11 protein-coding genes are annotated in these 13,554 nt (G+C 34.0%); 6 read left to right on the forward strand and 5 right to left on the reverse strand.

All coding sequences use genetic code 11. The annotated features are described in order from the left end of the window. A partial coding sequence (locus A9G38_RS01535) for a transposase (RefSeq protein ID WP_141671662.1) occupies positions 1 to 258 on the reverse strand: 258 nt, incomplete at its 3' end. Between the two features lie 520 nt (positions 259 to 778). Here A9G38_RS01535 and zntB point away from each other — a divergent pair. The 3 genes from zntB (at position 779) to mgtA (ending at position 7,510) form a co-directional block, all read left to right on the forward strand. Further along, positions 779 to 1,792, forward strand: a complete 1,014-nt coding sequence (gene zntB / locus A9G38_RS01540) for a zinc transporter ZntB (RefSeq protein WP_080702380.1) — start codon at positions 779 to 781, stop codon at positions 1,790 to 1,792. Positions 1,793 to 1,936: 144 nt separating this feature from the next. Then, on the forward strand, positions 1,937 to 3,829 hold the full coding sequence (locus tag A9G38_RS01545; RefSeq protein ID WP_034914838.1) for a DNA topoisomerase III: 1,893 nt from the start codon (positions 1,937 to 1,939) through the stop codon (positions 3,827 to 3,829). A gap of 972 nt (positions 3,830 to 4,801) precedes the next feature. Beyond that, positions 4,802 to 7,510 (forward strand): magnesium-translocating P-type ATPase, encoded by a 2,709-nt coding sequence (mgtA, locus tag A9G38_RS01550; protein ID WP_034914834.1) that lies wholly within the window; start codon positions 4,802 to 4,804, stop codon positions 7,508 to 7,510. Between the two features lie 333 nt (positions 7,511 to 7,843). Here mgtA and A9G38_RS01555 read toward each other — a convergent pair whose 3' ends face one another. Next, entirely contained in the window at positions 7,844 to 8,065 is a 222-nt protein-coding gene (locus tag A9G38_RS01555) for a YdcH family protein (protein ID WP_034914830.1), read from the reverse strand. Positions 8,066 to 8,233: 168 nt separating this feature from the next. On the opposite strand from A9G38_RS01555, the gene A9G38_RS01560 reads away from it, so the two are divergent. Beyond that, positions 8,234 to 9,757, forward strand: coding sequence for a helicase HerA-like C-terminal domain-containing protein (locus A9G38_RS01560; protein WP_034914826.1), 1,524 nt, complete (start codon positions 8,234 to 8,236; stop codon positions 9,755 to 9,757). A gap of 47 nt (positions 9,758 to 9,804) precedes the next feature. Continuing rightward, on the forward strand, positions 9,805 to 10,890 hold the full coding sequence (locus A9G38_RS01565) for an AI-2E family transporter (RefSeq protein ID WP_034914823.1): 1,086 nt from the start codon (positions 9,805 to 9,807) through the stop codon (positions 10,888 to 10,890). A 24-nt stretch (positions 10,891 to 10,914) separates the two neighbouring features. Here A9G38_RS01565 and bcp read toward each other — a convergent pair whose 3' ends face one another. Further along, a complete protein-coding gene (gene bcp, locus A9G38_RS01570) occupies positions 10,915 to 11,391 on the reverse strand; it encodes a thioredoxin-dependent thiol peroxidase (RefSeq protein WP_034914820.1) in 477 nt (158 codons plus the stop codon). 61 nt (positions 11,392 to 11,452) lie between these two features. Then, positions 11,453 to 12,745: a glutamate-1-semialdehyde 2,1-aminomutase gene (gene hemL / locus A9G38_RS01575; protein WP_034914818.1), complete on the reverse strand. Its 1,293-nt coding sequence runs from the start codon at positions 12,743 to 12,745 to the stop codon at positions 11,453 to 11,455. Positions 12,746 to 12,903: 158 nt separating this feature from the next. On the opposite strand from hemL, the gene erpA reads away from it, so the two are divergent. Then, positions 12,904 to 13,242 (forward strand): iron-sulfur cluster insertion protein ErpA, encoded by a 339-nt coding sequence (gene erpA, locus A9G38_RS01580; protein ID WP_034914816.1) that lies wholly within the window; start codon positions 12,904 to 12,906, stop codon positions 13,240 to 13,242. A gap of 117 nt (positions 13,243 to 13,359) precedes the next feature. Here the strand turns inward: erpA and A9G38_RS11515 are convergent. Then, a partial coding sequence (locus tag A9G38_RS11515) for a transposase (RefSeq protein ID WP_141671338.1) occupies positions 13,360 to 13,554 on the reverse strand: 195 nt, incomplete at its 5' end.

Below are 13,554 nucleotides of genomic sequence, written 5' to 3' on the forward strand. Positions count from 1 at the left end.
AAAATCCGCTAGTTGTGATAAATGTTTGAAAATATCAACTAATATTCCTTTTTTAGACCACAAATTAAATCGCCTATAGACAGTGCTCCATTCACCAAACTCTTCTGGCAAATCTCGCCAAGGAATACCGGTTCTCATTCGGAAAAGGATCCCTTCAAACGTCATCCGATGCTCGGATTTATTATAAACTCGGCCGGTATTTTTCATTATTTGTAGTAGCTTTTCCCACCGTTTATCTGTTAGCATTGTTCTTGGCATGATGAATCGAGTTATGGTTGTTTTTGGCTGAATTATTATAACTCACATCATGCCGTCTAAAAAATAATCATGAAAGATCAACACGCCCTAATAATGGAAAAATATACTACTATACTCTTGACACATGGTCAGACAATTTATCTTTAACGGATAATCAAGATAAGAGTACTCTTTTTCTATGCAATAGCTTTAATGAATTTATTTCTAAATTAGTGTGTGAAGATGATCTAAATGATTTATACGGTTTATAAATAATAGCCGTCAGGTTAATCTGCTCCCAGTTGGTATTGAAGACAATATTTATACATAAAAACTGGCTTATATTACAATACTTTCAGGTATTATGCTCCAGATATTGTCCACTTTGTTCAGCTTGATCCGTTTTAGGTTTTTAGTCAGGTTTAACCTGTGTCAGTATGAGCTTAACGGATTGGTTTTAATGCCTTAAATAAAATAATAAAACGCTAGTTGATGGCTCCAATTTAAGCTAAATTAGGTATATAATTTGAAAAAACAATAAATGAGATCGGTAATGACTAGTCAAAATAGTGTAAGTTCTATTTCTGTTTCACATCTTTTAGAAGCTAAACCAGCTTTTTGTTGTCAGTTAGATGGTAAAGGCAAAGCGCTACCACTTAATGAACAGAGTAAACCTTCAATTTCACAACCATTTTGGATTCATTTAGATTTTGCTAAACAAGAAACCATCAATTGGGTAAATAATACAAATCTAGTTCCAGATTTGATTAAAAATGAATTGCTAAAACCTAAGCAAATATCCAAGGAAATTCGTTTTGAGTCGGGTGTTTTAGTGGTTTTAAAAGGTGTTAATTTTGTTCCCAATGAGCTTCCCGATCCTATTGTTACCTTTCGTTTTTATATAACTGATAACATGATTATTTCAACACGGCATCAACAAATTTCGGCTATTGCTGAATTAAAGGATCATCTAGAAAAGGGAATTGGTCCTGTAGATGTGGCGGATTGGTTGATTCAAATGTCTGATTTAATTAGTGATCAAGTTAATTTATCTTTTGATAGTGTTCACAATAAAATCATTAAGTTAGAGGAATCTGTTTTAAACCAACGTATCTTTTCTTATAAAGAAATTGGTCGAGTTCGTAAACAGTTGATCGTCTTACGCCGATTGTTATCACCACAACGCGATATTTTTGTAAAAATTTCGACTGAAAGAATATCGTGGATTGATGATAACGATCGCCAACGCTTGCATGACATTTCCTATCAACAAAATCATTATGTATCTGATATTGATAGCTGTTTATTAAGAATAGCTTCAATTATGGAACAAATTAATAGCTTCTTGGCTGAATCAACCAATAAAAGAATCTATTTAATGTCACTCTTTACCATAATTTTTACACCCATTACGTTTTTAACCAGCTTGCTTGGCGTCAATTTAGCTGGTATTCCTTTTAGTAGTGAAGGTTGGTCTTTTGTAGGATTAATATTACTACTTGTTATTATTTGTGTTATTTCAGTTATTTGGCTTAAATACAAAAAATGGTGGTAATAAAGCATCGTTAAAAAATGGAAGAAAATTTATGAACGCTTATAAAGTTGAGTATAAGGATATAATTGGATTTTTATTTAAAACCATGAAATTAACACCGATTCAAACTTATCTTGTTTGAAATTTTAATGAATAATTATTCTTATGCAACCTAATCAATCTTATCGTTTGTTTATTGCCGAAAAGCCCAGCTTAGCAAGGGCTATCGCTGACGTATTACCTAAACCTCTTCAAAAAGGTAATGGTTTTATTAAAGCGAGTAATGGCGATGTGGTTAGTTGGTGTATTGGTCATCTTCTTGAGCAAGCTACACCAGAAGTTTATGATCCTCGATATAAAAAATGGGTGATTAATGATTTACCCATAGTGCCTGAAAAATGGATATTAATGCCTAAAGGCAATACACAAAAACAATTTAATATTTTGGTAGATCTGATTAAGTCAGCAGAGCAAATAGTACACGCTGGTGACCCAGATAGGGAAGGGCAGTTACTAGTAGATGAAGTTTTAAATTATTGCCAATTATCGCCAGATAAGCGCAAAGCAATTCAACGCTGTTTAATTAGTGATTTGAATGCTAGTGCTGTTGAAAAGTCATTGCAACAATTACGCAACAATCAAGATTTTATTCCTTTATCAACCTCGGCATTAGCAAGGGCTAGAGCCGATTGGCTGTATGGAATTAATATGAGTCGGCTTTGTACTATTGTTGGTCAAAAAAACGGTTATCGAGGTGTATTATCAATTGGGCGAGTACAAACCCCTATTTTAGGGTTAGTGGTTAGACGAGATTTAGAGATAGAGCAATTTGTACCTAAACCATTTTATGAAGTTTTTGCAGTGCTACAAACCAAAGATAATGAAATATTTAAAGCTAAATGGCAACCTAGCGAAGCTTGTGCTCCTTATCAGGATGAGGAAGGGCGTGTTTTGGTTAAAAAATTGGCCGAAAATGTTTGTCAGCGTATTAATAAGCAATCAGGCACAATTGATAAAGTTAGTAATAAAAAGAAAGAACTGGCGCCACCAATGCCATTTAATTTATCAGCACTACAAATTGAGATGGCTAAAAAAAATGGGCTGAGTGCCCAAGATGTGCTTGATATTTGCCAATCGTTATATGAAAAACATAAATTAATTACCTACCCAAGATCGGATTGTCGCTTTTTGCCCGAAGAACACTTAAAACAAATTAAGGGTATAAAGTCTGCCATTGAAAATAATTGTCCAGAACTGCATACCGCAATTAGTAATGCTAATTATACTTTACGCACTAAAGCTTGGAATGACAAAAAAGTGGAAGCACATCACGCTATTATTCCAACGTTGCGTAAAGCTAAAATGGAAAACTTAACTGACAACGAAAAGGCGGTTTATCAAGTTGTGGCAACGCAATATTTAGCTCAATTTTATCCAGCATATAAATATGCTGAATTGCAAATTGATGTAGATATTCAAGGTGGAAAATTTATTTCTAAAGCTAACCAAATGCTTGATGAAGGTTGGAAAGTTTTATTTAGAACTAAAAACCATCAATCCCCAACCGATATGAATGACAATGAAAGTAATGGTTTATTAACTAAATTAGTTAAAAAGGGTGAAAGCGTGCAATGCATTGATACTGAACTGGTTAGCAAAGAAACTCAGCCACCAAGATCATTTACTGACGCAACACTGTTGTCTGCGATGACGGGGATTGCCAGATTTGTTAAAGATCCAGAAATCAAAAAAATACTGCGTGAAACTGATGGTTTAGGTACAGAAGCAACAAGGGCTGGCATTATTGAATTGTTATTTAAACGTCAATTTTTAATTCGTCAAGGCAAAGCAATTCGCTCAACTGAGGTGGGTAAAAGTCTGATTTTATCACTACCAGATATAATGTCGATGCCAGACATGACCGCTCATTGGGAATTGCAATTAAACGAAATTAGCAAAAAAGAGTTTTCGTACCAACAATTTATGTATCAACTCAATTTATCACTGTTAGATCTTGTTAATCAGTTAAAGAATGCAAGGTTGAAAATTCAAGGTTAATATCTATATAAAAACAGGATGAAATTTTATAATACTGTTCATTCTGTTTATTAATATAGCCTGCTACATACTAGTTAAATAATAATTTTAAGTGCTTTTTTGTTGTTATTTTTATAACTCGATCAAATATCAGCATATATTAATAATATTATCCAAGCTAGCCGTTTTGAGTACATTTTTCTTAAATAAATGTGATAAAAGAAATTACAAAATAATTACCAAATTGGACTGATTATTATGGAGTAATTCCGATAGTTCCCTTTAAAATATTTACGTTAGTTAATAGGGTAGCGATTGTATATTCTATTAGATAATAGGGTTATCAATTTTATATAAAGTGAAGATGAAAACGGCGATAAGTGCCGTTTTTCAACAACTGTATTTATTTTTTCGTGATATAGGTTGACTTCTAATCCTTAAAGGAGTATAAAGAGGCCCGCCTTTTGAGCTTTTCTTCCTTTTTTAGCTATTATGGAAGTTAAAAACGAGGGTGAAGGGAAGTTGAAATATAAAGTGAAGAGTTCAATTTACAGGAGAAATATGGACACTCAATCGGGTCACCCCAAGACTAGGGGAGACAAATTTAAACACATCATTATCGGTTAATGAACCTGTCTAAATAACCATTTTTTCAGTTCACAAACCGAAATTGATAAAACGGTAACGGTGAACGATATGTATTTTTTTACACGCTATCACACAAATTCAAAACACCAATGCGCGCAAAGCTTAATGGTGCGTGTTTTACATCTTTCAGAAAAACATTTAGAACCACCGAGTTGTATCTAAATTCTTAATTAATTCTGTTTGCTAATCAAATTTAATGCTCAGCCCAGGCTATAAAAAATAGCTTTATAGGCTACTTTTGTTATGCACTAAATTTTAGTTAATCACAAAATTTAATTATTTATTGTTATTTAGTAACAATAAGTTGGCCTACTTTTGCCAAAATTATGAATATAGGTACTCATGATGACAAAAAATACATCAAAAACTAAAGCACAAAATAGTGTAGATATTAAAGCTATCAACGAAGCTCAAAGCAGTCTTGATAGTATTTTAGCTAAATTTCAATCCAGCCTTTCAGGATTAACACAAGAAAGTGCAAAGTCGAGAATTGAAACATATGGAAAAAATGAAGTCGCACGCGAAAAGGTACCATCAGTTTTAATACAACTATTAATGGCGTTTAATAATCCATTTATATTTGTATTATTAGCGTTAGCTATTGTCAGTTTTGTGACTGATTTTTGGTTACCTTTGCAAAATGGTGAAGAAACAGATTTAACCAGTATTATCATTATTCTAACTATGGTATCACTGAGTGGATTATTGCGTTTTTGGCAGGAATTTAGATCGAATAAAGCGGCTGAAGCGTTAAAATCGATGATTCGTACAACAGCAACGGTGCTAAGACGTGCGCATAAAGATATGACCCCAGAACGTATTGAAATTCCATTAAGTGAAATTGTTCCTGGGGATATTGTTTACTTGTCGGCTGGAGACATGATCCCAGCAGATATTCGATTGATTGAATCTCGGGATTTATTTGTTAGCCAAGCCGTATTAACAGGCGAATCGATTCCAGTTGAAAAGTACGACACATTAGGTGCTGTAACACAAAAAACATCCGATAATATCGAAACATCAAACATCAACAAAGATAATTTGCTTGATGTTAATAACATTTGTTACATGGGAACCAACGTTGTTAGTGGAACCGCCACAGCTATTGTTGTTGCAACAGGGGGGGATACTCATTTTGGCTCATTGGCAAAATCAATTGTAGGATCTCGTGCTGAAACTTCGTTTGATCGCGGTGTTAATAGCGTTAGCTGGTTGCTTATTCGCTTTATGCTAATTATGGTGCCAATTGTATTTTTTATTAATGGTTTTTCAAAAAATGATTGGGGCGATGCTGCGCTTTTTGCATTAGCTGTGGCCGTTGGCTTGACGCCTGAAATGTTACCAATGATTGTGAGCGCTAATCTAGCAAAAGGCGCTGTTGGTATGGCAAAACGTAAAGTGGTTGTTAAAAGACTCAACGCAATCCAAAATTTTGGGGCGATGGACATTTTATGTACTGACAAAACGGGGACATTAACACAAGATAAAATCATTTTAGAACATCATCTTGATATAAAAGGTCAAGTTGATTCATCTGTTTTGGAACTTGCATGGCTTAACAGTTATTATCAAAGCGGTATGAAAAACTTGATGGATAAAGCGATCATTCGTTTTGCCGAAGAAAAAACCAGCATGAAAAAGGTAGGTGTTAGCTTATACAAAAAAATTGATGAATTACCATTTGATTTTGTACGCCGGCGTTTATCGGTGGTGGTACAAAATGGTGATGATAACCATTTGATGATTTGTAAAGGCGCAGTTGAAGAAATGCTGTCCATTGCCAGTTACGTTTATGAAAATGACGAATATTTACCATTAAACGATGAACGTAAACAAGCTTTGATCGCATTAGCACATGAATATAATAAAGAAGGTTTTAGAGTGTTAGCCGTTGGAGTAAAAAACATTCCGGCAAGTGAAACAAAACCACAATACACAGTGCAGGACGAAACTGCGCTCGCCATTCGTGGCTTTTTAACTTTTTTAGATCCACCAAAAGAAAGCGCATTTGAAGCTATTTCGGCATTGAATGAGCATGGTGTGGGTGTTAAAGTTTTAACTGGTGATAACGAAATCATCACCATTAAAGTTTGCCGAGAAGTTGGTTTAGAACCAGGCACCCCATTACTTGGCACTGAAATTGAAAAAATGGATGATGTCGAGCTAAAAAAACAGATCGAACAGCACACTATTTTTGCAAAATTAACGCCGCTGCAAAAATCGCGAATTATTCGGTTGTTGCAAGATAATGGACATACAGTTGGTTTTTTAGGCGATGGTATTAACGATGCACCAGCACTTCGCGATGCAGATGTAGGGATTTCGGTCGATACTGCAACCGACATCGCTAAAGAATCTGCTGATATTATTTTACTTGAAAAAAGCTTAATGGTTTTAGAAGAAGGTGTAATATGTGGCCGCGAGACCTTTGGCAATATCATGAAATATCTAAACATGACAGCAAGTTCTAATTTTGGCAATATTTTTTCAGTATTGGTTGCTAGTGCGTTTCTACCATTTTTACCTATGCTAGCGATACATTTACTTATTCAAAACTTATTGTATGATATTTCACAACTCTCATTGCCATGGGACAAAATGGACAATGAATTTTTACAAAAACCACGTAAATGGAATGCGTTAAATATTAGACGTTTTATGATTTGGATTGGGCCTACATCGTCTATTTTTGATATCACAACTTATGCATTAATGTGGTTTGTATTTAGTGCTAATAGTGTTGAAGCTCAATCACTATTTCATTCAGGATGGTTTATTGAAGGGTTATTATCGCAAACTTTGGTTGTGCACATGCTAAGAACACAAAAAATTCCATTTGTGCAAAGCACGGCGGCATTTCCTGTTATTGTGATGACTTTGTTAGTTATGGCTATTGGTATTTATATTCCATTTTCTCCACTAAGTGGGTTAATTGGACTACAACCATTACCTTGGTCATACTTTCCATGGCTTTTAGCAACTCTATTTAGCTATTGCTGCGTTGCACAATTAATGAAACGTATCTATATCAAACGTTTTGGACAATGGTTTTAATTAACTAATAACAGCTAAGTGATACTAATATCGCTTAGCTAATTTAAGAAGTATGTATTTAAAAAATACTAAAAATCAAAATGTTAAATATAAAATAATAACAAAGGAAATAATCTATGAAAACACCACATAAAAATTTAATTATGCTAATTAAAAGCCGAAAACAAAAAAACTCAAGCAAAATTAAGCAATTAAATATAAAATAGTTAGCGCAAGGATTTTAAGTTAACACATAATAAAAAACCCCAATTATTGGGGTTTTTGTTTAATTGTTTATTAGTTTGAAATACAACGATTAATTAAAATAATTACAAGTTGTAGGTAATTAAAAGTTTAGATAATTTCAGACGCTTTTTTTAGAATTTCATGAATTTCATCTTTAATTTTAAGTTTCTGTTTTTTTAATGCCTCTATCGTTTCAGCGGTATTGACAATAATTCCAGATTCAATATTTTTAATTTTTTGGTCGAGCTCATTATGTTGGTCGAATAATTTTTGAAAACGTAAATCGGTATTTTTTAATTTGGAAATTAATTCTCGATATTCTGGAAACATAGTGCCTCCTTATATGGGCTAGTTAGAATAATAACAATAGCAGCTATTGCTAATTCAGAATACAATATTATGTGTAGTTTTAATAGAAAAATTGTTTTAATAACCAAATATATTTTTATAACAAAACTGTTTTTATTGCAGAGTAAAAAACAACAAGGGAGTTATTCCATGAGTGAGTCGATTGTAGTTGCCAAAAGTCATGGTAAAGATTTATCAATTATTGCTGCATTAGCTAATCGTCATGGTTTAATTACTGGCGCAACTGGTACAGGTAAAACAGTGACATTACAAAAAATGGCAGAAGGTTTTTCAAAAATAGGTGTACCTGTCTTTCTTGCTGATGTTAAAGGCGACCTAACTGGGATTGGTGAAAAGGGCAAATTAACTGAAAAACTACAAGCTCGTTTAGCGAGTATTGAAGTTAATAATTGGCAACCAGACTCGTCACCCATTGAATTATGGGATGTATTTGCTGAAAAAGGAATCCCCGTTCGTAGCACTGTGTCAGATATAGGGCCTATTTTGCTTGGTCAGTTACTCGATTTAAATAACGTTCAAGCAGGTGTATTACAGTTGATATTTAAAATCGCTGATGATAACAATTTATTATTAATTGACTTTAAAGATCTTCGAGCATTAATTCAATTTGTTGGTGATAACGCTAAAAAATTTACCACACAATATGGAAACATTTCGCTATCGTCAATTGGCGCAATTCAACGTGGATTGTTAACTCTTGAACAACAAGGTGCCGAATTTTTCTTTGGTGAACCAATGCTTAACATTCAAGATTTAATGCAAGTTAATCCTAAAGGTTACGGTATAATTAACATCTTATCGGCCGAAAAGTTATATAACTCGCCAAAATTATATTCAGTCTTTTTATTGTGGCTATTGTCAGAACTTTTTGAGCATTTGCCAGAAGTAGGTGATCTTGATAAGCCGAAACTTGTTTTCTTTTTTGACGAAGCTCACTTACTTTTTAATGACATTTCGCCTGCATTATTAGCAAAAATAGAACAAGTGGTGCGTTTAATTCGTTCTAAAGGGGTCGGGGTTTATTTTTCTTCTCAGAATCCGAGTGATATTCCTGATACAGTTTTAGGGCAATTAGGCAATCGTGTGCAACATGCCTTACGCGCATTTACCCCAAAAGATCAAAAAACTGTAAAATCGGCTGCCCAAACTATGCGCGCCAATCCAAGTTTTGATACTGAAAAAGCAATAATGGAATTAGGTGTTGGTGAAGCTCTTATCTCGTTTCTAGATGAAAAAGGCCGTCCAAACATGGTTGAACGTGGTTATGTTATTGCACCGAGTTCAAAAATGGGGCCTATGTTGCCAGAAGATCAATTAACTATTATTCGCCAATCATGTTTTTACAACAAATACGCACAAACCATAGATCGACAATCCGCTTATGAAATACTGAAAAATGGATTTTCGTTAAATAACCAATCCGATCAAAACAGCAATGGTAGCGATACAAAAATAGACGATGATAAAAATAATAAACAAAATAATGGTGGGTTGCTAAATTTTTTAAGCACACTACTTTTTGGTACTAAGGGGCCAAGAGGTGGACAACACGATGATATCACCCAAAAAATAGCCAAAAGCGCAACAAGGCAAATTGTTAATCAAATCGGCAAACAGATCACCCGTGGTATATTGGGTGGTTTAAAAAAATAACCAAACGAAGTTATTATTTAAAAAGTCAGCAAAATAGGAGTATTTTAATGCTAAAAATGTTCATAGAATGGTATAAAAAACGCTTTAGCGATCCGCATGTTGTTTCGCTAATGGCTGTTATTGTTGGCTTATTTATTATTATCTATTTTTTCAATAAAATTCTTCTACCGGTTTTAATTGCAATTGTACTATCTTATTTACTTGATAGACCGGTTAACTATCTACATAAAAAAAACATACCAAGAACACTGGCAGTTGTAATGGTGTTACTGCTTTTTTTAATGATTGTATTAGTCGGATTTATGATTTTATTACCATTAATTTGGCAACAAAGCATTAGCTTAATCACTAATATTCCAAACATGCTAAATTTTGCAAACAACTTTTTAACCACCTTGCCTGAACACTACCCTAAACTAATTGATGTTGGCTTATTCGACTCGGTCATCCAAGGTATTACCAACAAAGTTGTGCAAACCGGCAATTCGTTATTGCAATTTTCCATTGTGTCTTTATTAGGGCTAGTATCTGTTGCAATTAATGGGGTATTAGTACCCATAATGATATTTTTTTTATTAAAGGACAAAACAAAAATATGGGGATACTGTTCAAAAATCTTGCCTAAGAACCGTACAATTTTAAATAAAGTTGCTGCTGAAATGGATATGCAAATATCCAATTATATAGTAGGCAATGTACTACATATAATTATTTTATCCATTTGTATCTATATTCCTTTTTGGTATTTTGGGTTAGATTATGGACTTTTATTAGCCGTGCTTGTTGGATTATCTGTATTAGTGCCTTACGTTGGTATTATTATTTCAAGTATTCCAGTTGTATTAATTGCGTTATTTCAATGGGGATTAAGCGCACAATTTGGTTATTTGTTGTTTTTCTATGTATTAATACAAGCATTAGATGGTAATTTATTAGTACCTTGCTTATTTTCTGAAAAACTTAATTTACATCCATTAGTAATTATTTTAGCGGTAATTGTGTTTGGAGGTTTATGGGGATTTTGGGGAATATTTTTTGCAATACCTTTGGCTACATTAGTTAAGGCAATTATAAATGCATGGCCAAAACCAGACGAATTAAATACTATCAATAGCGAAGTAAAAGCAGATTAATGGTTAATCTGCTTTTAATCAGAACTATTTGCTGTGTTTTTTAAGATAGTCTAAAACTACTTCGTGATGGTTGGCTGTTTTGAAATCATCAAACACTTTTTCGATTTTACCGTCTTTACTGATTAAAAAGCTTATACGGTGAATTCCATCATAGGTTTTCCCCATAAATTCTTTTTCGCCCCAAGTACCAAATGCTTGAGCAACTTCATGATTTTCGTCAGAAAGCAACGTAAAATTTAACAGCTCTTTTTCAATAAATCGAGATAACTTCTCAGGTTTATCGGTACTTATACCAAGAATCGCCACATTGTATTTTTTGAACTCATCAGAACAATCTCGCAAATTACATGCTTGCACAGTGCAACCAGGCGTCATAGCTTTTGGGTAAAAATAAATTAAAACACGTTTGCCTTTAAAGTCATTTAAGCCTACAAGCTCTCCATCTTGGTCTGGCAACGAAAATTGTGGTGCTTTTTCACCTTCTTTAAGTGGATTAACCATATAATTATTACCTATTTTAATAGTTTAATTTTTAATTGGAAATATAAAAAGTGCTATACATTTAAACTAAGTTATTAAAAAAACGACTTGCTGCATCAATGGTGTGATTGATCTCTTTGTTTGTGTGCTTAAGTGACATGAAACCAGCTTCGAAAGCTGACGGTGCAAAATAAACACCTTCATTTAGCATATGATGATAGAATTTCTTAAATAATTCAACATTACACTGCATCACATCTTGATAAGTGGTTACTTCAGAAGCAGTTGTAAAGAATAATCCAAACATCCCACCTGCATAATTCACCACTAATGGTACATTATGCTTTTTAGCTACCGATAATAAACCATCAGCAAGCGATGCGGTTTTATCTTTTAACTCTTGATAGATTCCAACTTCCATTAACTTGGTTAACGTTGTGTAACCGGCTGCCATTGCAACGGGGTTACCTGAAAGCGTTCCAGCTTGGTATATTGGACCAGTTGGTGCTAATTGCATCATAATATCCGCACGACCACCAAACGCTCCAACAGGCATACCTCCACCAATAATTTTGCCTAAACAAGTTAAATCGGGCACAACATCATAATAATCTTGAGCTCCGCCAAGAGCGACTCGAAAGCCTGTCATCACTTCATCAATGATTAATAACGTACCATACTTATCGCAAAGTGTTCGTAAACCGTGTAAAAACTCTTTTTTTGCTGGCACGCAATTCATATTGCCAGCAACAGGCTCAATAATGATGGCGGCAATTTGGTCGGGATATTGTTCAAATTGTTTTTTGACCGATTCTAAATTGTTATAATCACAAACTAAGGTATGTTTAACAAAATCATCAGGTACACCTGGGGAAGTTGGGTGTCCAAAAGTAAGAGCACCAGACCCCGCTTTAACTAACAAATAATCAGCATGACCGTGATAACAGCCTTCAAATTTAATAATCTTATCACGTCCAGTAAAACCACGTGCAACACGGATAGCACTCATGGTCGCTTCAGTTCCCGAATTTACCATACGCACCATTTCAATTGAAGGCATTAATTGAGTGACCAAATTAGCAACTTTGGTTTCAATTTCGGTTGGTGCACCATAACTTAAACCGTTATGAACAGCGTTAATTACCGCATTGGCTACATCGGGATCATTGTGTCCAAGGATCATCGGCCCCCAAGAACCAATATAATCAATGTAGGCTCTTTCGTCCACATCATAAATATACGCACCGTTTGCACGCTCAATAAATAAAGGTGAGCCACCAACACCGTTAAAGGCGCGAACAGGTGAATTTACGCCACCGGGCATAACTGATTGAGCCTGATGATAAAGTTTTTCTGATTTGAAATTGTTTAGCATAATCGAGATAATCTCTCTAGAAAATTTTGTGTATTTATTCATAAAATCAAAATAAATTCAAGCTAACTATGAGAAATTTATTTAATAGAAGTTTTCTATTTTGTATTTTCATTTAGCAAAGGTATATAATGCAAAGATCAATATATTAGGAGAAGAATATGAGCGATGCTTTACCGATTAACTTTACTGATGCTGCAGCCAACAAAGTTAAATCATTAGTCACTGAAGAAGAGAACCCAAACCTAAAATTAAGGGTGTATATAACAGGCGGTGGTTGTAGTGGATTTCAGTATGGTTTTACTTTCGATGAAAAGGTAAACGAAGATGACTTAGCTATTGAAAAAAATGGTGTATCTTTAGTTATTGATCCCATGAGTTTACAATATCTAGTTGGCGGCACTATCGATTATGTAGAAGGTTTACAAGGCTCTCGTTTTGTGGTTGATAATCCCAATGCAACAACAACATGCGGTTGCGGTTCATCTTTCAGTGTTTAAGCCATATTTAAGTTTTAAAAATATCAATAACGTTATGGGAAGATAATAAACCATAACTTTAACTTTAATTTTTATAGAAAGATTAGGGGCTGTTGATCTTTGCTGTACATAAATTACTCAACAATACATTGGCAGCCACATTAACATAAATGCCAGTGATACCATACTGGCATAATTCCTTTCTAACTTATCGTATCTAGTTGATATTGAACGATATTGCTTGATTCTAGCAAAGGCATTCTCGACTAAATGACGATAGCGATAAAGGCACCTATCCATACTGCTTTTATCTATATCCTTACCATAATTACG

The sequence above is a fragment of the Gilliamella sp. Imp1-1 genome (assembly GCF_001690415.1).
GTDB lineage: Bacteria > Pseudomonadota > Gammaproteobacteria > Enterobacterales > Orbaceae > Gilliamella > Gilliamella bombi.

Excerpts from the sequence above, each read along its gene's own strand:
- zntB (WP_080702380.1), top strand. The coding sequence starts at position 779 with ATGAGATCGGTAATGACTAGTCAAAATAGTGTAAGTTCTATTTCTGTT.
- A9G38_RS01545 (WP_034914838.1), top strand. The coding sequence starts at position 1,937 with ATGCAACCTAATCAATCTTATCGTTTGTTTATTGCCGAAAAGCCCAGC.
- mgtA (WP_034914834.1), top strand. The coding sequence starts at position 4,802 with ATGACAAAAAATACATCAAAAACTAAAGCACAAAATAGTGTAGATATT.
- A9G38_RS01555 (WP_034914830.1), bottom strand. The coding sequence starts at position 8,065 with ATGTTTCCAGAATATCGAGAATTAATTTCCAAATTAAAAAATACCGAT.
- A9G38_RS01560 (WP_034914826.1), top strand. The coding sequence starts at position 8,234 with ATGAGTGAGTCGATTGTAGTTGCCAAAAGTCATGGTAAAGATTTATCA.
- A9G38_RS01565 (WP_034914823.1), top strand. The coding sequence starts at position 9,805 with ATGCTAAAAATGTTCATAGAATGGTATAAAAAACGCTTTAGCGATCCG.
- bcp (WP_034914820.1), bottom strand. The coding sequence starts at position 11,391 with ATGGTTAATCCACTTAAAGAAGGTGAAAAAGCACCACAATTTTCGTTG.
- hemL (WP_034914818.1), bottom strand. The coding sequence starts at position 12,745 with ATGCTAAACAATTTCAAATCAGAAAAACTTTATCATCAGGCTCAATCA.
- erpA (WP_034914816.1), top strand. The coding sequence starts at position 12,904 with ATGAGCGATGCTTTACCGATTAACTTTACTGATGCTGCAGCCAACAAA.